This is a genomic window from Pseudomonas sp. DWP2-2 (assembly GCF_049897065.1).
GTDB classification, from domain to species: domain Bacteria; phylum Pseudomonadota; class Gammaproteobacteria; order Pseudomonadales; family Pseudomonadaceae; genus Aquipseudomonas; species Aquipseudomonas paracarnis.
In genome coordinates, this window is record NZ_JAFCVN010000003.1 from 554,036 (window position 1) to 575,129 (window position 21,094).

The window sequence follows — 21,094 nt, forward strand, 5'->3', positions numbered from 1 at the left end:
CACAGGGGACTGTAATCCACCTGTGGGCGCAGGCTTGCCTGCGATGCTTTTAGAAGCTCATGTCCACCTTGGTCCAGAGCGTACGCCCAGGTTCCTTGATGGCCTGCGGGTCGTTGGCTGGGTAACCGAAGCCTGCGTTACCGGCCAGATTCAGATGCTCGGCATAAGCCTTGCCGAACAGGTTGTCGACCCCGGTGCTGACCTTGAAGTGCTTGTTGACGCGGTATGCCGCGTTCAGCGAGAACACGCCGAAGCCGCCACTCTTGTCGTAGTCCTTGCCGACCACGTTGCCTTTGTTTGGATCGATACGGTGTTGCGCCGCGACCACCCTCCACAACGCACCAGCGCTCCAATCGTCTTCGCTGTAGGTCAGGCCCAGGCGCGTGTCCAGCGGTGGCATTTGTGGCAGGGCCTTGCCGTCGCTGCTGTTCTTGCCCCAGGCATAGGCGAGGCTGGCGTCGGCTTTCCAGTGTTGGCTCAGCTTGTACGCTGCGCCCACTTCGCCGCCCATGATACGTGCGTCCACATTGCGCGCCTGGGAGGTGGTGCCCATCATGCCGGGCCTGTAGTCGAACAGGATGAAGTCGCGCACCTGGCCGACATAGCCCGACACCCAGGCTTCCAGGTCGGCGCTCTTGTATTGGGCACCGAAGTCGAGCTGGGTGGTTTTCTCAGGCTTCACGCCGTCGAAGGCATTCACCGAACCGGCCGCGCCGGTGTTGGGGGAAAACAGCTCCCAGTAATCCGGGAAACGTTCCGCGTGGCCCAGGCCGGCATACAGCGTGGTGGGGCTGTCCGCCAGGTCGTGCTCATAACGCACAAAGCCCGAGGGCAATGTATCGGCGCGGGTGTCGCCGGCGGTCGGGTTCGGGCGCGACATCATTCCCGAGCCGGTGCGTTGACGGAAGTCCTTGGCCGAGGCGCGGTCCAGGCGTGCGCCGGTGATCAGGCGATCGTTGTCGGCGGCGTACCAGGTCAGTTCGCCGAACACACCGTAGTTGTGGAAATTGGCGTCCTTATTGCGCGGCAGATCCTTATACGTGTCGATGCCCATGCTGCTGCGCGCACGGTGTTCATTGGTCTGTGCATCCAGGCCGCTGATCAATTGCACATCCGCCCAGCGCCAGGTCGCCTTGATGCGTGCGCCAAGGGTGCGGCGGTCGACGTTGGACGCCATGGGGCCCGCCATCATGCCGGTGCCCGAAGGGACACGCAGGCTGTAGTTGTCCATCACATGGTCGGCGTAGTTGTAGTAGACCTGGGCCTCGACCTTATCCAGCACCTCGCCGATATTGGATTTCTCGAAACGCAGCCCCAGGCTTTCGCGCAGGAACTGCGAGCCGTCCATGCCGCGACCGGCGTAGCGCGCTTCACCATCGCCACGCCCGGCGGTGAGTTCCAGCAGGGTGTCGGCGTCGGGCGTGAAGCCCACAGCCACGTCACCGTTCCACTTGTCATAGCGCGAGGCGACGGTGTCGTTGTTGCCGTCCTTGTAATCGTCGGCGTGGGCCTGGTTGCCGATCACGCGCACATAGCCCAATGGGCCGCCGGCAGCAGCATCGATGACCTTGTCGAAACGCCCGTTGGAACCGGCCAATACGCTGGCGTTGACCCGCGTGCCCAGCTCGCCGAACTGCTCGGGTTCACGGTCGAACAGGATGGTGCCCGCTGACGCGCCCGGGCCCCAGAGCACGGTTTGCGGGCCTTTGATCACGGTGAGCTTGTCGTAGGTTTCCGGCGAAATATACGAAGTTGGCGCATCCATGCGGCCCGGGCACGCGCCGAGCATCATGCCGCCGTTGGTGAGGATATTCAGGCGCGAGCCGAACATGCCGCGCAGCACCGGGTCGCCATTGGTGCCGCCGTTGCGCACCAGGGCGAAGCCGGGGATGGTCTTGAGGTAGTCGCCACCATCGCTGGCGGGCACCGGTTGGCGAGGGTCTTTGGGGTTGGTGACCACGGTCAGCGGTGAGCTGGGGGCGATCGCGGTGATGACGGTAGGGCTCAGCTCATGCTCGTCGGCGTGAGCGTGGGCAGCCAATAGTGCGCCGCATAAGGCGGTGAGCAGGGCAGTACTTCCCAAGCGGGTGTCAGCAGAAAACCTGGACATGACAAATTCCATCAATCAATCGTAAACAACACGGCCAGCAGCCTGCGGCTGTCTGTCTAAAGTCGGCCGGGGTGAAGTAACGCGGTGAAGGGCTTACGAAACGATGGGCGGCGCGCGGCTGCGGGCTCCGGGGAAGATGCTCTGCCGGGCATGGCCCAGGCGCGTGGCGGGGGTGAGGGCGTTGGCGGGCGGCGGGGTGCCGAGGGTTACGTAGGAGACGCTGCCGGGCAGGGCCGGGCAACTGAACAGCAAGCTGCAATAGCCGCATTTTTCCCAGAGAACATGATGCTCGTCCGGGGCTTTGCTGTGCTGCGCAGGTTCACCATGGCAGTTGGGCATGTCCATGGTCATGGACATGCTGGCGTGATGATCCATCGGCATCGCTTGGGAAATCAGCGGACCGATAAAAATCATCAGCATGGCGAACAGGCTGATCCAACTGCCGCGCATCAGGCGGCGGTGGGGAGACAACCTGGCGCGAGGGGCGCCCATCGAGGTTGGCTTACTGGGCGTGCATGTGCTCGTGGCCGGCCATTGGCGGCGCTTTGTGCACCGACACTTGCACCTCGACCTTGCCGGCTTTTTCGAAGGTCAGGGTCAGCGGGAATTGCTTGCCGTCGGCCAGCAGGCTGCGGTCTTTGAGGCCAAGCAGCATGACGTGATAGGCCATCGGCGCGAAGGTCAGTTCACCCTTGGCCGGTACGGCGACGCTGGGCACTTGTTGCATCTTCATCAAATCGCCTTGCATCACGTGCTCATGCAGCTCGGCTTTTTCGGCAACGCTGGTTTCAACGCTGAGCAGGCGATCCGGGGCCGCCCCGGTGTTATGAATTACAAAGTAGGCGGCGACGGTAGGCGCATTCGGTGGCAACTCCTGAGACCAGGGGTCGCTCACCAGCAAATCGCCGGCCTTGTAGTCTTCGGCATTGGCAGCACTGAACACCGGCAGCAGCAACGCAGCCAGAAGCAGGGAAGATTTAAGCATGGCAGTTCTCCAGAACGGTTCTAAACGCAGTTCACTTGCGAAGAAGATCAGACCGTTGGAGAAGCGCGGGGGTTAAGGCTCGGCCATTGCTGGCGCGGGGTTGGATTGCGCAATAAGCGCGGCGGCAAGTTCTGCACCGCCTCGAAGCGCGTCACATACAACTGCGGCACATGCCCCGGCAACGCCACCAACGGCGCAGAGCCCGAGCAACACCAGCAATGCTGCATGGCAGAGTGATCGTCCGGCGGTGCGGGAATTTCCAGCTTGCCCAGGGCAATCGCCTTGAGGCTCGCGCCATTGGACGAACAGAACCCGCCCCACATCAGACGCTTGACCGGGTCATCGGTCTGCTGCATTGCACTGGCCAACGGCATGGCAAACGCATTGAACAGCACTGCAAGGCAGGCGATCCAGGCAATTGCAAAGCGTTGACGGGCCATGGCGGATAATCCGTAGGGTTAAACGATCAGGCGGGTATTTAGCCTGATCGGGGGGGATAAGTAAAAAGGGCGGGTGTGGTTTGGTGTCGCAGTGTTGGGTTTGAGGATAGACGAGAACGGCCGCTTGCCAATTTTGCAGAAAGGACGCGGCGCACCAGGCGGGCTGATCGTTCCCACGCTCTGCGTGGGAATGCCGCGTTGGACGCTCTGCGTCCGCTTTTAAAGCCGTGACGCGGAGCGTCACAGGATGCATTCCCACGCGGAGCGTGGGAACGATCAAGTCAGGTATAGGGCTTTTTCCAGCCAATGGTTGCGCAGTTGATTGAGCTAGCGCCTTGGCTGGCTGATCTACTACCGTCATTTGATAACGCAATTCCAAAGTGTGGGAGCGAGCAAGCACGCTCCCACATTGGATAGGTGGTGTTTAGAAAAGAGTGATTGCTTGTAGCAACGCCGGCACTGCTGTGAACTCTCGATCTACGGCAGCCAACACCGGCCGCTTCAACACCAGCACCGGCACCCCACGCTCACGCGCCACTTCCAGCTTCGGCTCGGTGGCGGTGCTGCCGCTGTTCTTGCTGATCAGCACATCAATCCGCCGTTCTTCGAATAACGTCCGTTCATCCTCGATCAAAAACGGCCCGCGTGCGCCGATCACCTCACAGCGCTCGTTGCCGGGATACACATCCAGCGCGCGCAAGGTCCAGAACTGCTCGGCGGGGATTTCGTCGAGGTGCTGCAAGGGTTCGCGACCCAAGGTGAACAGCGGGCGCTTGAAGGGTTTGAGCGCTTCGACCAGTTCGGCCCAGTCGGCGACCTCTCGCCAATCATCCCCCGGCTGCGGCTGCCAGGCTGGGCGTCGCAATGCCCAGCAAGGCACATCGCTCAATTGCGCCGCTTGGGCCGCGTTTTGGCTGATCTGCGCTGCATACGGATGGGTGGCGTCAATGATCAGGCTGATACGTTCGTCACGAATAAACTGCGCTAACCCTTCAGCGCCTCCGTAACCCCCGACACGAACCTTGCAGTTCAGGTCGGTTGGTACGCGGCCCACGCCGGCCAGGCTGTAGATATGCTGCGGCCCCAGGGTACGGGCGATGGCCAGCGCTTCCGTGACCCCGCCCAGTAATAGCATCCTTTTCATAGCGGCTTGATCACTTCCAGCAACGTGATCGGCAGCGCCTGGCGCCAGGTATCGAACTCGCCCAGGGGCTGCGCCTGGGCCACGTGGATGCGGGTCAGTTCACCGCCATGCTCGGCGCGCCAGTTCATCAAGGTCATTTCGCTTTGCAGGGTCACGGCATTGGCAACCAGGCGGCCACCGGGGCGCAGGTGTTGCCAGCAGGTGTCGAGCACGCCGTCGCGGGTGACGCCGCCGCCGATAAAGATGGCGTCCGGCGTTTCCAGGCCGCTTAACGCCTCCGGCGCCTTGCCGCGAATCAGTTGCAGGCCGGGCACGCCGAGGGCGTCGCGGTTGTGTTCGATCAGGCTTTGTCGGCCTGCGTCGGCTTCGATCGCGAAGGCGCGACAGCTGGGATGGGTGCGCATCCATTCAATACCGATGGAGCCACTGCCCGCGCCTACGTCCCATAACAGTTCGCCCGGCATGGGCGCGAGGCGGGCGAGGGTCATGGCGCGCACATCGCGTTTGGTCAGTTGGCCATCGTGTTTGAAGGCCGAGTCCGGCAAGCCGGCAAGACGCGACAGACGCGGTGCGTTCGCATCCGCCAGGCAGTCGATGGCGATCAGGTTCAAATCGGCAACCGCCGTGTGCTCCCACGCTTGCGCGTGCCCGTCGATACGCCGTTCAGCCGGGCCGCCCAAATGTTCAAACACACTGATGCGGCTGGAGCCAAAACCACGTTCGACCAACAACGCGGCAATCAAGGCGGGGCTGCTGGCATCATTGCTCAACACCAACAAGCGCACGCCACTGGCCAGATGCGCATTAAGTGCCGCCACCGGACGAGCCACCACGGATAACGTCACCACCTCCTGCAACGGCCAGCCCAGGCGCGCCGCCGCCAGGGATACCGACGATGGCGCGGGCAAAATCAACAACTCTTCAGCTGGCACTTGCCGCGCCAGGCTGGCGCCGACGCCATAGAGCATCGGATCGCCACTGGCCAGAACGCACACGGGCTCCCCGCGCCGCGACAACACTGGCTTCAGGGAAAACGGGGTCGGCCACACCTGGCGTTCGCCACGAATACACACCGGCAACAGGTCCAACTGGCGTTGGCCGCCTATAATCCGCGTGGCGCGCAACAGGGCATGCCGGGCATTTCTGCCCAGGCCTTTGAAGCCGTCTTCACCGATGCCTACAACCGTCAGCCAGGGCGACATATCAATTCCTTGAACGACATCCGACGGGCAGGCTTTTCATGCCGCCGGACAAAGCAGGCATAATACCGCGCCTTTACCCGTCAACCGGTAGCCCCGTGAACCCAACGCCCGCTGTGAATACCTTGCGCCCCTCGGCTTGTCCGGGGTTGCTGCGTATTGTCCAGGCGTTGGACGGTGGCATTTGCCGAGTCAAATTGGCGGGCGGCGCGATCACTGCCGCCCAGGCCCACGCCGTGGCGGACGCGGCCCAGGCGTATGCGGGCGGGGTGATTGAGGCGACCAACCGCGCCAACCTGCAGATCCGCGGCATCGGCGCTGAGCAGGAGGCGTTGATCGCCCGACTACTGGCGGCGGGCCTGGGCCCCAGCAACGCGGGCGGTGACGACGTGCGCAACCTGATGCTCAGCCCCAGCGCCGGCATTGACCCGCAGATGCTGTTCGACACCCGCCCGCTGGCCGCGCAGATCCTCGCCACCCTGGAGAACCATCCGCGTTTCCATGAACTGTCGGCCAAGTTCGCGGTGCAACTCGATGGCGGCGAAGACCTGGCGATGCTCGAGCATCACCACGACCTGTGGTTGTCGGCCTTCGTACGCCATGGCGAAACCCTGCTCGCGTTCGGCCTGGCCGGCTGTCCGGGCCTGGATGCGCCCCTGGCCGCCGTGCCTTTGAACCAGGGGCATGGGTTGGTCGTGGCCGTGCTGGAAGCGTTTCTGGACCTCGCCACCCCAGAACAAACGCGCATGCGCCATTTGTCTGTGGATAACGTGCTGAACCATTTGCGCTTGCCGTTGCTGCCAGCCGACGGCTTCATACGCCCGCCCAGCGACGCGTCGCTCCAGGTGGGCACTTATCCACAAGTGCAAAAGAATCAGTTCTACGTCGCCGCCCTCGCGCCATTGGGCCGCCTGAACCCGGCGATGCTCAAGGGCGCCGCACAACTGGCCAGTGACTATGGGGACGGCACCTTGCGCTTTACCCCCTGGCAAGGCGTGCTGGTGCCCAACGTCGAAAAGCCTCACGCCTTGACCGAGCGCCTGGCGCAACTGGGCTTTATCTGCTCGCTCGGCCACCCGCTGGCGCGCATGATTGCCTGCACCGGTTCCAGCGGCTGCGCAAAAGGCTTGGCCGACACCAAGGCCGACGCCGTGCAACTGGCCGCTCTGCAACCGGGCGTTGAGGTGCATCTGTCCGGCTGCCTGCGCTCCTGCGCTGCCGCGCACACCGCGCCAGTCACCTTGCTGGCGGTGAGCCCCGGCCACTACGACCTCTATTTTTGCGATGCAACCCAGCCTGGTTTTGGCCGGCTTCACGCGCGCACTCTTTCCATTGAAGCGGCGGGCGCCCTGTTGCGCGCTCGTCCACGGAGCAACACCGATGATTGATTACATCCGCGACGGTCAGGAGATCTATCGCAACTCCTTCGCCATTATTCGCGCGGAAGCCAAGTTGGACCGCATCCCGGCTGATTTGGAAAAACTCGCGGTGCGGGTGATCCATGCGTGCGGCATGGTCGAGTCCATCGACGGTCTGCAGTTTTCCGAAGGTGCGGGCAAGGCCGGGCGCGATGCGCTGGCCGCTGGTGCGCCGATTCTGTGCGATGCGCGGATGGTCTCCGAAGGCGTGACCCGCGCACGCCTGCCAGCCAATAACCCAGTGATCTGCACCCTGCGCGACGACAGCGTGCCGGAGCTGGCGCGGGAACTGGGCAACACCCGTTCGGCCGCCGCCCTTGAACTGTGGCGCCCGCACCTGGAAGGCAGTGTGGTGGTGATTGGCAACGCGCCGACCGCGTTGTTCTATCTGTTGGAAATGCTCGACGCCGGCGCGCCGAAACCGGCGTTGATCCTGGGTTTCCCGGTGGGCTTTGTCGGCGCCGCCGAATCCAAGGCCATGCTCGCCGCTGATAGTCGTGGGGTGCCGTTCGTGATCATGCAAGGTCGCCTGGGCGGCAGCGCCATGGCTGCTGCCGCCGTCAATGCCCTGGCCACGGAGGTCGAATAATGCAGGTGCGCGGACGTTTGATCGGCCTGGGCGTCGGCCCCGGTGATCCGGAACTGATTACCCTCAAAGCCCTGCGCCTGCTGCGTGAATCGCCGGTGGTGGCGTACTTCGTGGCCAAAGGCAAGAAGGGCAACGCCTTCGGCATCATCGAGGACCACCTGGTGCCGCAACAGACCCTGATGCCGCTGGTGTACCCGGTGACCACCGAAGTGCTGCCGGCGCCGCTGTCCTACGAGCAGGTGATCAGCGACTTCTACGACAATGCCAGCCTCGACGTGGCCGCGCACCTGGACGCGGGCCGCGACGTGGCGGTGATCTGCGAAGGTGACCCGTTTTTCTACGGCTCCTACATGTACCTGCATGACCGCCTGGCCGAGCGCTACGAGGCCCAGGTGATTCCAGGTGTGTGCTCGATGCTCGGTGGTGCCTCGGTACTCGGCGCGCCGTTGGTGTATCGCAACCAGAGCTTGTCGGTGCTCTCGGGCGTATTGCCCCATGAGGACCTCAAGCGCCGCCTGGCGGATGCCGATGCCGCAGTGATCATGAAGCTGGGGCGCAACTTCCCGAAAGTGCGCCAGGTGTTGGAAGAGTTGGGTCTGGCCGAGCGGGCGTTGTACGTGGAACGCGCGACCATGGCCAACCAGAAGATCGTGCCGCTGGATCAGGTGGAGCCGATGTCGTCGCCGTATTTCTCGCTGATCATCGTGCCCGGTGAAAGGTGGCAAGGTTGATGACCCCGGCGATTGTGATTCTGGGCCAAGGCAGCCTGGCGACTGCGCGCAGGCTCCAGCAGGTTTACCCCGGCGCGTTGATCCACGGTTTGGCCACACGGGTTGAGGGGGCAGACCGTACCTACAGCGAATTCGGCGCGACCTTGCGTCAGCTCTATCAGCAGGGCACGCCACTGATTGCCCTGTGCGCCGCGGGCATTGTGATTCGCACCCTGGCACCGTTGCTGCTGGAAAAGGGCGAAGAACCCGCCGTGCTGGCCGTGGCTGAAGACGGCAGCGCTGTGGTGCCGTTGCTCGGTGGTCTGGGGGGCGTAAACCTCATGGCGCGTGATATTGCGGCAGCGCTCGGCGTGTCCGCCGCCATCACCACCAGCGGCGAGTTGCGTTTTGGCACCTGCCTGCTCAACCCGCCGGCGGGCTATCAACTGGCCGACATCGAGCTGGGCAAACGCTTTGTCTGCGACCTTCTGGCCGGCGAAAGCGTGCGCATTGAAGGCGCGGCGCCATGGCTGGAGGACGCTAACCTGCCTCAGGATCAACAGGCGCGCCTGGCGATTCATGTGGGCAGTGCCGAGCGCACACCGGCAGCCAACGAGTTGCTGATTTACCCGCAGAATGTCTACGCCACCTGCCGGCCGGGTGCGCAGTTGGCCGAGCGTGTGCGCTCGGCGTTGCAGGAGGCTGGCGTGGCCGTGCAATCCCTGGCCTGCTTGCTGGCCAGCGACCTGCAGATGGCTGACGCGTCCTTGCATGAAGCCGCGTCGGCCTTGGGTGTACCGCTGCGTTTTGCCGTACTGGAACCCGTTGCGGACATCAGTATCACCGTGGCCGAGCAGCCCTTGGATCTGTCACAGGTTGGGCGCCCCCGCGGGCGTCTGGCGGTGATTGGCCTGGGCCCCGGCGCTGCTGAATTGATGGTGCCGGCGGTGAAGGCGGAACTGGCGCGTTGCACCGATGTGCTGGGGTATGAAACCTACGTGCGCATGGCCGGGCCGTTCCGGGACGACCAAGTGCAACACTGCACTGACAACCGCGAAGAAATGCAGCGCGCCCGCCACGCCTTCGAGCTAGCCGCGCAAGGCCGCTCGGTGGTGGTGGTGTCCTCTGGTGACCCAGGTGTATTCGCCATGGCCGCAGCGGTGATCGAGGCGCTGCACGAGTCCAGCGAGCCGGCCTGGCATCAGGTCGACCTGGAAATCCTGCCGGGGGTTTCCGCTTCGCTGGCCACCGCTGCCCAGGCGGGCGCGCCGCTGGGGCATGATTTCTGTGTGATGTCGCTGTCGGATAATCTCAAGCCCTGGGCGATCATCGAAAAACGCCTGGACCTGGCTTCCCAGGCCGACCTGGCCTTGGCGTTCTACAACCCGATCTCCAGGTCGCGGCCTTGGCAACTGGGACGCGCCCTGGAGATCGTCGCGCTGCATCGCACGCCGCAGACGCCGGTGGTGCTGGGCCGTGACATCGGTCGTCCAGGCCAGACGCTGCGCGTCACTACCTTGGGGCAACTGACGCCCGAGCAGGTGGACATGCGCACCATGGTGCTGATCGGTTCATCCACCACCTGTGTGTTCCCGCGCGCGGGTGGCGGCGAGTGGGTGTACACACCACGTTGGTATGGCGACAAACCCAACTCCTGAAAACAGCCCGGTTGGCTGCCGGAAAGCTCCGAATAACCCAGGGATTCCCCTGGCGTTGTTCGGGGCTTTTTCTTTTTTATGCGATGAAAACCGCACGCCTGCCCGCCGCGCCTTGTCATTGCTGGACGCTGGTTTTGGGCGGGGCAGTCCAAGGGATGTTTATCGCATGGAAACCCCGCTGCTCCCTGGACTAGGGTGGAAGCAAGCCCCATGTGGGGTGCTTGTGGAGAACAGAAAATGGAGCGACGTCACAGAAGGATCAACAGTAAAAAAAGGCGCAAGTTGATTGCCGCCTACAAATTGCCGGGCGCACCTGCCAGGCAGGCCGCTTGCGCGCTGGATAGCGACGATGATTGCAATGCGGCCGTGGTCAACAACGGGGTGATTTCATTTGCCGAAGGCTTGTCGGCGTTGAACCGCGAATACGTACGCAAAAGCTATCTGCTGGCCAGCAGTTATGTGAGCGATGTGCTGAACGTCCAGCGGGGCAGCGAGGCGTGGTACGAGGAATTTATCAAGGTGATGGTCAGCCTGGGGTGGCTGCCGCTGCGCAGTCGCTTTGAACGGGTCTCGCGTGCGGGCAAGGGCCTGACGGTGCAACTGGCGGCGCTGAATATCATCGCCTCGATGCTGACGTCGACGGCGCTGTTCGGGCCACTGCTTAGCGCCTTGCCCAAGCTGGCCGCCGATGCGCTGGATGCATTGAAGCGTCAGCCAGCGTCTTTCGAGCTGTTCAAGCGCAATTGCGCGGTGCATGAGGGCGGCGATTTCGGCCTGGCCTCCTGCGCTGAAACAGACGGCGAGTTGATCATGGTGCTGGTGACCTACAGCACCCATGGTGTGGATAAACAGGTGGGCCTGCCCTTCCTGGAGTGGGATAGCTCCTCGTTCGAGGCCTTCAGCGGGCAGACTTGCCTGGTGCTCAATACCTCTATGGTCAACGAGAAAACCATCCAACTGATGCGCGAAAGCGCCGGTGACAAAGTGGAAATGGCTATCGCCAAATACCGGATCTAGGGCACCAGGTAGCCGCGTACCCCGGTAAAAATGATTTGCGCGGCCAGGGCGCAGACGAACAGGCCCATCAACCGGCTGACAATCTGCAAGCCCTGGTCGCCGAGAATGCGTTCGATACGGTTGGACAGGTACAGCACCACGCCCACCGTCAGGCTGGCCAGGGCAATACTCAGGATGGCGGTAAGCTTGTCGTCCCAGTGTGGTTGGCTGACGCCCATCACCAGCAAGGCGCCGATGGTGCCGGGGCCGACGGTGAGGGGGATGGTCAGCGGCACGATGGTCACGTCCTGCTGCACGTTGTCGGTCTGCACCGCCGACTTGCCCTGGGCCATGCCCAGGGCGGAGATAAACAACACGCTGCCGGCGCCGATACGGAACGCGTCGACGGTAATGCCGAACACACTGAAAATCACCCGGCCAAACAGGTAGAGCAGCACGCTCGATACCAGGGTGGCCAGTGCAACTTTCCACGCCAGGCGCCGACGCTCCTTGCTGGAGTAGCCACGGGTCAGGCTGATAAAGCAGGACAGCACAAAGAACGGGCTGTAGAGCACCAGCATCTTCAGGTAAACGCTGAATAACACATGGAGCATGGGGGCGGCTCGCGGGCGGGGAAAGTGTGGAGGAGTCTATCCGACACAGATCAAATGTGGGAGCTGGCTTGCCTGCGATAGCGGTGGGTGTGATCGTTCCCACGCTCTGCGTGGGAATACATCCAGTGACGCCCTGCGTCGCGTTCAAGCAGGACGCGGAGCGTCCCGGGCGGCATTCCCACGCGGAGCGTGGGAACGATCATCACGGGCTGTAGAGCACCAGTATCTTCAGGTAAACGCTGAATAACACATGGAGCATGGGGGCGGCTCGCGGGCGGGGAAAGTGTGGAGGAGTCTATCCGACACGGATCAAATGTGAGAGCTGGCTTGCCTGCGATAGTGGTGGGTGTGATCGTTCCCACGCTCTGCGTGGGAATGCATCCAGTGACGCTCTGCGTCGCGTTCAAGCAGGACGCGGAGCGTCCCGGGCGGCATTCCCACGCGTGGGAACGATCATCAGGAAAGGGTGCTGTGCTCAGGGCGCTGTTGGCGCTGCGCGACCCAGTAGTCCACCAGCTCGCGCAGCTGCGACAGTTCCACCGGCTTGGCCATATGCCCGTCCATGCCTGCCTGGCGTGCGCGTTCTTTGTGTTCCGACAGGATATGCGCGGTGAGCGCCACCACTGGCGTGCGCACGCGTTGGTGGCTGACTTCCCATGCCCGCAGTTGCTGTGTGGCGGAGAAGCCATCGAGAATCGGCATTTCGCAGTCCATCAATACCAGGTCATAGCGCTGGGCTTTCATCGCTTGCAGCGCTTCTTCGCCGTTGCTGGCGGTGTCCGGGTCGAGATTGAGCTTGCCGAGCATGCCGCGAATCACTTTGGTGGAAATGCTGTTGTCTTCGGCTACCAGGATGCGGAAATCGCTGGGCACGGTCATGGCTGCCGGTGCGCTGGGGGCCGGGCGTGCCACGGGTGCGCCTTTGCTGCGCTGGGCCAGTTCATCAGCCAGGGTGGTCTTGAGGGTATAGCCAGCCACCGGTTTGGCGAGGATGCGCTTGATCCCGCAGTTGCGCGCAATGATCTTGCTCGGTGCATTGCTGATTCCGGTGAGCATGATCAGCAGGATGTCGTGGTTCAGGCTCGGGTCTTCCTTGATTTTCGCCGCCAGTTGCATGCCGGTCATGCCGGGCATGTTCTGGTCCAGCAGTACCACGTCGAAATAATCACGCAGGTGCGCCTTGGTGCGCAGCAGCGCCAGGGCCTCCTTGCCCGAAGGCACGGCGCTGACGTTCAGGCCCCAGGCCGTGCATTGTTGCACCAGGACTTTGCGGCAGGTGTCGTTGTCGTCCACCACCAGCACGCGGGCGTCCTTGAGCGGGCCGTCGAGGTCGCTGGTCGGGTGTTCCAGGCGTTCCGGGTCCAGCGGCAGGGTCAGCCACAGGGTACTGCCCTGGTGGCTCCCACTCTTGACGCCGAACTCGCCGTTCATCAACAAGATCAGCTGGCGTGCGATGACCAAGCCCAAGTGGCCGCTCAAGCGCGTCGCCGAAAGGAAGTTCTTGCTGTGCAGTTCGCTGTGCAGCAGGGCGTCGCGTTCGGCAGCTTCCATGGGCACGCCGCTGTCTTGCACGGCAATGCGCAGGCGTGGCTTGGTGCTGCGCTCATCCAGGGCGACAACGATCAGCACTTCGCCTTCATCGGTTTTGTGCAGGGCGTTTTCCAGAAGGCTCAGTAAAGCCTGGCGCAGTCGCGTCGGGTCACCGCTGATCACTCGTGGTACCTGGGGTTGGATGAAGCTGATCAGCTCGACATTCTGTTGCTCGGCCTTGGCGCGGAAGATGCTCAGGCAGTCGTCGATCAATGCATTGAGATCGAACTGCACATCATCGAGTTCGATCTGCCCGGATTCGAGCTTGGAAATGTCGAGAATCTCGTTGATCAGGGTGAGCAACTCATTACCGGCGCTGTGGATGGTCTGCACATAGTCGCGTTGCTTCACCGACAACGGCGTGCCCAGCAGCAACTCGGTCATGCCCAGCACACCGTTCATGGGCGTGCGGATTTCGTGGCTGATCTTCGCCAGGAACTCGGCTTTGGCGGCGATTTCGGCATTGCTGGCCGCCAGGTCGCGGCTCAGGCTGAAACGGGTTTCGACAATGGCGCGCTGGCGCTCGCCGAGGGCCAGGCTCATCAGCAGGCCACTGAGGCAGATAAAGCTCAACAGGGTGACGATCAGCCCCTGTGGCGCCACCAGGGTAAGGCCGAGCAGTGCGGGCAGAATGATCAGCGTGCCGATGTTGAATACCACCATGGCCGCCACGAACAAGCGCGCCGGGCGGTAGCCTTTTTGCCAGTGATAGGCCGAGACAAACAGCATGCTCAGGCCCGCCAGCGCGACCAGGGCATAGGTGATGATGTTCAGCGGCAAGGTGTTGACGAACAACAGGAGCAGGCCGCACAGGATGATCAGCAGGATGTCGGCCATCAACACTTTGTTCAGCGGGTGCGGGCCCAGGGGCATGAAGAAGCGGTAGGCGAACATCAGCCCACAGGGTGCGGTCAGCAGCAGGGCCAGGTAGGCACCGGGGGTCTGGATTGCGTGCCAGTTCGGCAGCCATGGCCCCACCAGGTTGAGCAACAGCGCCAGGCTGAGCATCAACAGGAACTCGCACGCGGCCAGCCACAGGCTGCTGCGCGAGCGGTGGTAGGCGAAGCGCGTGAGGTTGTGCAGGATCAGCATCGACAGCACGCCGAACAGCAGGCCGTAGATCAGCGTCTGGTTCTGGTTGGCGGCGGCCAGCACCGCTGGTTCCAGGGTGATGTAAGGGCGCAGCTCGTGTTCCGAGACCAGGCGCAGGTATACCTCCAGTGGCCGTTGGCTCTGAGGCATCGGCAGCATGAAGTCACTGCTGGGCAACGAGCGCTCAGCCTGGGGTTGGCGTGTGCCGGTGGTTTGTTGCTCCACCAGGGTGTCGCCGTCCAGCACATACAGGCTCAGGCTGGAGAGGTCCGGGGCGAACACCCGCAGCACTTGTTCGTGCTTGCCGGGCTGCAACCTGAAACGCACCCACAACGCACCGTCCGGCTGCGCGGCGGTGATCCGGTCCAGTTCGATGGGGCTGAATTGATTGGTATAGCGGGCGGAACGGATATCGCTCAGTTGCAGGTCGGCCTGTTCATCAAGCAATACTGCCCAGCCACTGCCTTGCGCAGCGGCCTGGGCCGGTAGCAAGCAGAGCAGGGTCAGCAGACTGATTGTGAAACCTATGGCGATCCTGAGCCAGCGCACGGCGAAATCCCTTCGGTAGGTGGATGCACGGGTTAACTATGCGCGGGGCAACAGGGTACGGCAAGGGCCAAAGGCCCTTACCTAACCGAACGGATAGCTACTGCAAGTGTAGCTGCTCAGTTGTTCTCACCGCGTTCGCGGGCAATGGCACGGTAGCCAATGTCGGTGCGGTAGAAGCAGCCCTTCCAGTCGATTTTCGCCGCCAGTTTGTATGCCTGTTGTTGCGCGGCATCGACACTGGCACCCATCGCGGTGGCGCACAACACGCGGCCACCGGCGGTTACAACTTTGCCGTCCTTGAGCGCGGTGCCTGCATGGAACACCTTGCCTTCCAGCGCAGCGGCGGCGTCGAGGCCTTCGATCACATCGCCCTTGGCGTAGTCGGCGGGGTAGCCACCGGCCGCCAGCACAATCCCAACGCTAGGTCGTGGGTCCCACTGCGCTTCGACCTTGTCCAGGGCCTGGGCGAGGGCGGCTTCCACCAGCAGCACCAGGCTCGATTGCAGGCGCAGCATCACCGGTTGGGTTTCCGGATCGCCGAAGCGGCAGTTGAACTCGATGACTTTGGGGTTACCGGCTTTGTCGATCATCAGGCCGGCATAGAGGAAACCGGTGTACACGTTGCCTTCATCCGCCATGCCGCGCACGGTTGGCCAGATCACCAGGTCCATGACGCGCTGGTGGACGTCGGCGGTGACAACGGGCGCCGGGGAGTAGGCACCCATGCCGCCGGTGTTCGGGCCACTGTCGCCGTTGCCGACGCGCTTGTGGTCCTGGCTGGTGGCCATCGGCAATACGTTCTTGCCGTCGACCATCACGATAAAACTGGCTTCCTCGCCGTCGAGGAACTCCTCGATGACTACGCGTGAACCGGCGTCACCAAAGGCATTGCCGGCGAGCATGTCGCGCACGGCGTCTTCGGCTTCCTGCAGGGTCATGGCGACGATCACGCCTTTGCCGGCAGCCAGGCCATCGGCCTTGATCACGATCGGTGCGCCTTTCTCACGCAGGTAAGCCAGGGCCGGTTCGATCTCGGTGAAGTTCTGGTAGTCGGCCGTCGGGATCTTGTGGCGAGCCAGGAAGTCCTTGGTAAAGGCTTTCGAGCCTTCCAGCTGGGCGGCGCCAGCGGTAGGGCCAAAGCAATCCAGGCCACGGCTGCGGAACAGATCGACGACGCCTGCTACCAGTGGCACTTCCGGGCCGACGATGGTCAGGGAAACATTCTTTTCGGCAAAATCCGCCAACTGCTCCAGGGCCAGCACGTCGATGGCGACGTTTTCACACTTGGCTTCGATGGCGGTGCCGGCGTTGCCGGGGGCCACGAAGACTTTCTGCACGCGTGGGTCCTGGGCTACTTTCCAGGCCAGGGCGTGTTCACGGCCACCGCTGCCAATGATCAAAACATTCATTTCAAAAACCTCGTTAACTTGATCGTTCCCACGCTCTGCGTGGTAATGCTACTTGTGACGCTCTGCGTCACGCTTTGGAACGCAGAGCGTCCCGGACTGCATTCCCACGCAGAGCGTGGGAACGATCAATCAGTGGCGGAAGTGGCGCATGCCGGTGAAGACCATCGCAATGCCAGCTTCATCAGCGGCGGCGATGACTTCTGCATCACGCATCGAACCGCCCGGTTGGATCACGGCGGTCACGCCAGCTTTCGCGGCGTTGTCCAGGCCGTCACGGAACGGGAAGAACGCATCGGAAGCCATCACCGAACCCACCACCTGCAAACCGGCATGTTCAGCCTTGATCGCGGCGATACGTGCCGAGTTCACGCGGCTCATCTGGCCAGCGCCGACACCGATGGTCTGGCGGTTCTTGGCGTAGACGATGGCGTTGGACTTGACGTATTTGGCCACTTTCCAGGCGAAGATCAGGTCGTTGATCTCTTGCTCGGTCGGCGCGCGCTTGGTCACGACTTTCAGGTCATCGCTGCCGATCATGCCGATGTCGCGGCTCTGTACCAGCAGGCCGCCATTGACGCGCTTGTAGTCCCAGGCCGCGGCGCGGTCTGCCGACCACTCGCCACAGGCCAGCAGGCGCACGTTGGCTTTGGCGGCGACGATGGCGCGGGCTTCTTCGCTGACGCTTGGGGCGATGATCACTTCGACGAACTGACGCTCGACGATGGCCTTGGCGGTCTCGGCATCCAGTTCGCGGTTGAAGGCAATGATGCCGCCGAATGCGGATTCGGTGTCGGTGGCGTAGGCCAGTTCGTACGCCTGGCGGATACCGCCTTCAGCGTCCGGGCTGACGGCCACGCCGCACGGGTTGGCGTGCTTGACGATCACGCAGGCCGGCTTGACGAAGCTCTTTACGCATTCCAGCGCGGCGTCAGTGTCGGCCACGTTGTTGTAGGAGAGTTCTTTGCCTTGCAGTTGAGTGGCGGTGGCGATGCCCACTTCGGCCGGCTTGGCTTCCACGTAGAACGCCGCACTCTGGTGCGGGTTCTCGCCGTAGCGCATTTCCTGGGCCTTGATGAACTGGCTGTTGAAGGTGCGCGGGAACTGGCTGCGACCTTCTGTGCTCAGGGTGTCAGCCGCTTGGTTCACGGTGCCCATGTAGTTGGCGATCATGCCGTCATAGGCGGCGGTGTGTTCGAACGCCTTGAGCATCAGGTCGAAGCGCTGGGCGTAGGTCAGGCCACCGGCCTTGAGGTTTTCCAGGACGTTGGCGTAGTCGCTGGCATTGACCACGATGGCCACGTCCTTATGGTTCTTGGCCGCCGAGCGCACCATGGTCGGGCCGCCGATATCGATGTTTTCGATGGCGGTCGGCAGGTCGCAGCCTGGCTTGTTGATGGTGGCTTCGAACGGGTAGAGGTTAACGGCCACCAGGTCGATCGGCTTGATGCCGTGCTCGGTCATGATGGCGTCGTCGATGCCGCGACGGCCGAGGATGCCGCCGTGAATTTTCGGGTGCAGGGTCTTGACGCGGCCGTCCATCATTTCTGCGAAACCGGTGTAGTCCGCGACTTCTACTGCGGCCACGCCGTTGTCCTGCAGCAGTTTGAAGGTCCCGCCCGTGGAGAGGATTTCCACACCCAGGGCTTCCAGCTCCCGGGCAAATTCGAGGATCCCGGTCTTGTCGGAAACACTGATCAAGGCACGGCGGATCGGCAGGCGGGTGGTCTGGTCGGTCATCTCAATTTCCATCAAAAGCAAAGGAAGTCAGCAAAAAAGGCGACCGGTTTTACGCGGGCGCCTTTCTGGTTTGATTGAATGCTTACAGCAAATCGTACTGCTTGAGCTTTTTGCGCAAGGTGCCACGGTTGAGGCCTAGCAGCTCACTGGCTTTGGTCTGGTTGCCCTTGACGTAGTTCATCACGCTTTCGAGCAAGGGCGCCTCGACTTCGGAGAGCACCAGGTTGTACACATCCGTGACGGAAGCGCCCTCAAGGTGGGCGAAATAATTGTGCAGCGCCTTCTCGACACTCCCGCGAAGGGTCTGGCCTTCTTCGCTCGGCGTGTTGAGGTGCTGTTTCAAATTGACATTGTCGCTCACGGGTGTTGTTCCACTCACTAAAGTCTCGGTCATCATCGTCATGCGGCCACCCCTTCTCCATCCCCTGTTCCCAGGCTCTTGTCGCGTCCGGCGAAGAACTCACGAACGGTGGCGACCTGTGCCTGCGTTTCATCCAAACGATTGAACTGAGCGCGGAATTCCTTGGCGCCCGGCAAGGTGGCGAGATACCAGCCGACATGCTTGCGAGCAATGCGTACTCCCATCACGTCCCCATAAAAGGCGTGCAGGGCGGCCAGATGCTCTAGCAGAATACGTTCCACCTCGACCAACTCTGGTGCCGGCAAGACTTCACCGGTACGCAGGAAATGCTCGATTTCACGAAAAATCCACGGCCGCCCCTGGGCGGCCCGGCCAATCAACAAGCCATCGGCACCGGTCGCGTGCAGCACGCGCCGGGCTTTCTCGGCACTGTCGATGTCGCCATTGGCAAAGACGGGCATCGACACGGCCTGCTTGATCGCGGCAATGGTGTCGTACTCGGCTTCACCGGTATAAAGGTCGGCGCGGGTACGGCCATGCACCGCCAGCGCTGTAATGCCTGCCTGTTCAGCGATCTTCGCCACCGTCAGGCCATTCTTGTTGTCCCGGTCCCAACCGGTACGAATCTTCAGGGTCACCGGCACATCCACTGCACCAACAACGGCCTGCAGGATCTCGGCGACCAACTGCTCATCTTTCAACAGTGCGGAACCGGCGGCCTTGTTGCAAACCTTCTTGGCCGGGCAGCCCATGTTGATGTCGATGATCTGTGCACCCAGCTCCACATTGGCCCGTGCGGCATCCGCCAGCATCTGCGCATCGCCCCCGGCGATCTGCACCGAGCGTGGCTCGGGATCACCTTCGTGGATCATGCGCATCCGCGACTTGCGGGTGTTCCACAGACTCATGTCGCTGGTAACCATTTCAGAGACTACTAGACCCGCGCCCAAACGCTTGCACAGCTGACGAAAGGGCTGGTCGGTGACACCCGCCATCGGGGCGAGGATCAAGCCGTTTTGCAATGTGTATGGGCCGATGCGTACCGCCGACATAGGACTTCCCTGTTGTGGGGCCGGATCATTAGAGTTCGAAAAAGGGTTGGCATGATACCCGCTCTCGATGACTGGTTAAAGGCTGAATTGGATAAAATCTGAACAGTTACTTTTTTATCGCCATCGGTTTGGTTGACGGCGGTCAAGTCAATAATCCGCCGTCAAACCTCGGTGGGCACGCCGTTTTACTCGGGCGAGTGGAAGCTCAGGCTGTAGTTCACGGCTCTATTGCCCGGATCAAGAATGTCCAGGGAGATGTGGATAGGCGTCTGCGAGGGCATTTCGCTGACGCCAGCCAACTCGCCGCTGAGGTATTCGGCGGGCTTGAAGCGACGACTGGCAATCAGGCTGCCGTTCAAGTCTGCAAAGCGCAACTCCAGCAGCGGGAAGGGCTGAGAGAAGGTCGCACGGTTATAGATGATGGCATCGACCACCAGCGCCCCGGCGAATTCGGGGTGGCTGCGCACCACCAGATTGCTGCTCTTTATGTGAGTAATGTCGACCCGCGATGGCACGGTGCACCCCAGTTTCGGGCATAACGCCTGGAACCAGGGACGGTAGGCGTCCTGGCGGGCCAGGTCGTCGAATTGGTAGGCGATGTACTGGCCGGCCAGACCGGCAGCGGCGAGTACCACCAACAATATCCAGACCAGACGGCGACCCCAGCTTGACGGACGCTTCTGCGCATACAGGTGCAGGGGGTCGTCTTCCAGGTCCTGGAGTAACTCGTCGTGTACACCAGCCTCCGTTCGCGCGCGCTTGCGGCGCGGCTGTGCGCGGTCTTCGGGTTCAGGTTCATCGTGCTCGTCGCGGGTGGGTATCAGCGGCGGGTCGAGGTCGTCATCCACGGTAGTGGCGTGCAGAGCTGGTGCGTCATCGAGTTCGTCGACGTGGGCCGACATGGACGGTTCGGTGCGCTGTTTGGACGCAGGTGCCTTAACCGGCTCGGGCTCTTCTTCTGGTGCCTGGGCGCGCTCTTGGGGTGGCTCACTGAACAGGCTGGCCGCCCACTTTTCTTCCTCGGCCTTGACCGTATCGCGGCTGGCGCTGAAGGACTCTTCCTTTTGCCGACGGTCGGCACCTGGCTGGCGACGTTCCGCACCCAAGGCCTGGGTATGTTGGATCTCGCGACGTTCCAGCTTGGCCAGTTCCTTGTCCAGGTTATCCAGGTCCAGCTCTTCGGCCGTCCACTGTTTCTGGCTGATGGCCCGTGGTGGCTCGGGAGGTGCTTCGCCAATCGGTTCGGGGGGTGTCGGCGCTTCAGGTTCCGGCGCAGACGCCTGGGCCCGTTGCTCCAGCAACTGGCGGGCGGCGTTGAACACTTGCAGGCACGAGCCGCAACGCACCACGCCGCGGGCCACGCTCAACTGAGCGTGGTTGACGCGAAAGCGCGATTGGCAATGTGGGCACTGGGTGACGAAACTGTCGGTCATGCGGCCAT

General features: G+C 62.5%; 18 protein-coding genes. 5 read left to right on the forward strand and 13 right to left on the reverse strand.

From position 1 onward, the window contains the following. Nucleotides 1-49: 49 nt before the first annotated feature. From ACP7CZ_RS09900 to cbiE, 6 genes are all read right to left on the reverse strand, one after another. Nucleotides 50-2,110 carry a TonB-dependent copper receptor gene (locus tag ACP7CZ_RS09900; protein ID WP_054896386.1) on the reverse strand — a complete coding sequence of 687 codons (2,061 nt, stop codon included), beginning with the start codon at nucleotides 2,108-2,110 and terminating at the stop codon, nucleotides 50-52. 93 nt (nucleotides 2,111-2,203) lie between these two features. After that, nucleotides 2,204-2,602, reverse strand: a complete 399-nt coding sequence (locus ACP7CZ_RS09905) for a DUF2946 domain-containing protein (protein WP_072445925.1) — start codon at nucleotides 2,600-2,602, stop codon at nucleotides 2,204-2,206. 10 nt (nucleotides 2,603-2,612) lie between these two features. After that, the gene (locus ACP7CZ_RS09910; RefSeq protein ID WP_054918811.1) at nucleotides 2,613-3,095 is read right to left on the reverse strand and encodes a copper chaperone PCu(A)C; all 483 of its coding nucleotides are present in this window, start codon (nucleotides 3,093-3,095) and stop codon (nucleotides 2,613-2,615) included. A 47-nt stretch (nucleotides 3,096-3,142) separates the two neighbouring features. Next, complete coding sequence (locus ACP7CZ_RS09915) at nucleotides 3,143-3,535, reverse strand: DUF2946 domain-containing protein (RefSeq protein ID WP_034126406.1); 393 nt, start codon at nucleotides 3,533-3,535, stop codon at nucleotides 3,143-3,145. Between the two features lie 424 nt (nucleotides 3,536-3,959). Next, nucleotides 3,960-4,679 (reverse strand): cobalt-precorrin-6A reductase, encoded by a 720-nt coding sequence (locus tag ACP7CZ_RS09920; RefSeq protein WP_054896389.1) that lies wholly within the window; start codon nucleotides 4,677-4,679, stop codon nucleotides 3,960-3,962. After that, nucleotides 4,676-5,881, reverse strand: a complete 1,206-nt coding sequence (gene cbiE, locus ACP7CZ_RS09925; protein ID WP_181124980.1) for a precorrin-6y C5,15-methyltransferase (decarboxylating) subunit CbiE — start codon at nucleotides 5,879-5,881, stop codon at nucleotides 4,676-4,678. The genes ACP7CZ_RS09920 and cbiE overlap by 4 nt, the downstream gene beginning before the upstream one ends. Before the next feature lie 38 nt (nucleotides 5,882-5,919). Here cbiE and cobG point away from each other — a divergent pair, with 38 nt between their 5' ends. The 5 genes from cobG (at nucleotide 5,920) to ACP7CZ_RS09950 (ending at nucleotide 11,270) form a co-directional block, all read left to right on the forward strand. Beyond that, nucleotides 5,920-7,266, forward strand: a complete 1,347-nt coding sequence (cobG, locus tag ACP7CZ_RS09930) for a precorrin-3B synthase (protein WP_181124981.1) — start codon at nucleotides 5,920-5,922, stop codon at nucleotides 7,264-7,266. Then, the gene (locus ACP7CZ_RS09935) at nucleotides 7,259-7,885 is read left to right on the forward strand and encodes a precorrin-8X methylmutase (protein WP_181124982.1); all 627 of its coding nucleotides are present in this window, start codon (nucleotides 7,259-7,261) and stop codon (nucleotides 7,883-7,885) included. The genes cobG and ACP7CZ_RS09935 overlap by 8 nt, the downstream gene beginning before the upstream one ends. Continuing rightward, nucleotides 7,885-8,616: a precorrin-2 C(20)-methyltransferase gene (locus tag ACP7CZ_RS09940; RefSeq protein WP_003188163.1), complete on the forward strand. Its 732-nt coding sequence runs from the start codon at nucleotides 7,885-7,887 to the stop codon at nucleotides 8,614-8,616. Before ACP7CZ_RS09935 ends, ACP7CZ_RS09940 begins: the two co-directional genes overlap by 1 nt. Beyond that, nucleotides 8,616-10,253 carry a precorrin-3B C(17)-methyltransferase gene (gene cobJ, locus ACP7CZ_RS09945; protein ID WP_220382814.1) on the forward strand — a complete coding sequence of 546 codons (1,638 nt, stop codon included), beginning with the start codon at nucleotides 8,616-8,618 and terminating at the stop codon, nucleotides 10,251-10,253. Before ACP7CZ_RS09940 ends, cobJ begins: the two co-directional genes overlap by 1 nt. A gap of 237 nt (nucleotides 10,254-10,490) precedes the next feature. Continuing rightward, entirely contained in the window at nucleotides 10,491-11,270 is a 780-nt protein-coding gene (locus ACP7CZ_RS09950; protein WP_054918794.1) for a hypothetical protein, read from the forward strand. Here the strand turns inward: ACP7CZ_RS09950 and ACP7CZ_RS09955 are convergent. The 7 genes from ACP7CZ_RS09955 to ACP7CZ_RS09985 all read right to left on the reverse strand — a co-directional run bounded on the left by ACP7CZ_RS09955 (nucleotide 11,267) and on the right by ACP7CZ_RS09985 (nucleotide 21,086). Beyond that, nucleotides 11,267-11,863 carry a MarC family protein gene (locus ACP7CZ_RS09955; RefSeq protein ID WP_003171467.1) on the reverse strand — a complete coding sequence of 199 codons (597 nt, stop codon included), beginning with the start codon at nucleotides 11,861-11,863 and terminating at the stop codon, nucleotides 11,267-11,269. The two genes, ACP7CZ_RS09950 and ACP7CZ_RS09955, sit on opposite strands and share 4 nt — an antisense overlap. A 456-nt stretch (nucleotides 11,864-12,319) precedes the next feature. Continuing rightward, nucleotides 12,320-15,094, reverse strand: a complete 2,775-nt coding sequence (locus ACP7CZ_RS09960) for a hybrid sensor histidine kinase/response regulator (protein WP_034126413.1) — start codon at nucleotides 15,092-15,094, stop codon at nucleotides 12,320-12,322. Nucleotides 15,095-15,210: 116 nt separating this feature from the next. Beyond that, a complete protein-coding gene (purD, locus tag ACP7CZ_RS09965; protein ID WP_014716727.1) occupies nucleotides 15,211-16,503 on the reverse strand; it encodes a phosphoribosylamine--glycine ligase in 1,293 nt (430 codons plus the stop codon). Between the two features lie 129 nt (nucleotides 16,504-16,632). Next, entirely contained in the window at nucleotides 16,633-18,240 is a 1,608-nt protein-coding gene (gene purH / locus ACP7CZ_RS09970; protein WP_034126415.1) for a bifunctional phosphoribosylaminoimidazolecarboxamide formyltransferase/IMP cyclohydrolase, read from the reverse strand. Between the two features lie 82 nt (nucleotides 18,241-18,322). Further along, a complete protein-coding gene (gene fis, locus ACP7CZ_RS09975) occupies nucleotides 18,323-18,643 on the reverse strand; it encodes a DNA-binding transcriptional regulator Fis (RefSeq protein ID WP_002555375.1) in 321 nt (106 codons plus the stop codon). Continuing rightward, nucleotides 18,640-19,653: a tRNA dihydrouridine synthase DusB gene (gene dusB, locus ACP7CZ_RS09980; RefSeq protein ID WP_034126416.1), complete on the reverse strand. Its 1,014-nt coding sequence runs from the start codon at nucleotides 19,651-19,653 to the stop codon at nucleotides 18,640-18,642. Before dusB ends, fis begins: the two co-directional genes overlap by 4 nt. A gap of 185 nt (nucleotides 19,654-19,838) precedes the next feature. Continuing rightward, entirely contained in the window at nucleotides 19,839-21,086 is a 1,248-nt protein-coding gene (locus ACP7CZ_RS09985; protein WP_181124985.1) for a DUF3426 domain-containing protein, read from the reverse strand. Nucleotides 21,087-21,094 lie beyond the last annotated feature (8 nt).